General features: G+C 60.5%; 1 protein-coding gene. It reads left to right on the top strand.

The genetic code is table 11. From position 1 onward, the window contains the following. A partial coding sequence (locus FH603_RS28380; RefSeq protein ID WP_186742790.1) for a DUF4331 family protein occupies window positions 1-512 on the top strand: 512 nt, incomplete at both ends.

Raw genomic sequence — 512 nt, 5'->3', positions numbered from 1 at the left:
CAACGAAGCCGTTATCCCCATCGGCATGAAGGACAAATGGAACGCTGCCTCGCCCTACGGCGGAGAAGACCTCCAGTTTGCCAAGTACTTCACCAACCCTGAGCTGGCCCTTTACATGGACGACTCTCAGTTCGGCAGTGCTGTCCCTTCGCTGAACGCCCTGCGTATCCAGAGCAAGTCGCTGGGCGCGTTTGACTTCCGCAATGGCAAGCCCGGTCTGTTTGGGCTCAAAGGCAACGCGGCCCTCAACGGTACGGCGCTGGCAGAAGCCGCTTTCGGGGGCATTCTGCTGCCTGACAACAAGAGTCCCCGCGCCGTTGACCTGCTGCCGATCTTCTACACGGGGGTGCCTAACCTGGCGCCCTACCAACTGGCCACCGGCAAAGCCGGTAACCCTTTAGCGGTTGGCAAGCCCTTCATCAACAACTTCCTGCCTACCCTGGGCGATATGCTACGGCTGAACATGGCCGTACCCGCCACGCCCCGCAACAGCCCTGATTTCAGTTCGCTGG

Source organism: Spirosoma utsteinense, assembly GCF_014282275.1.
In the GTDB taxonomy this organism is placed as follows: Bacteria; Bacteroidota; Bacteroidia; order Cytophagales; family Spirosomataceae; genus Spirosoma; species Spirosoma utsteinense.
The sequence above is the reverse complement of the archived record's forward strand: the minus strand, read 5'-3'. Positions and strand labels throughout refer to the sequence as shown.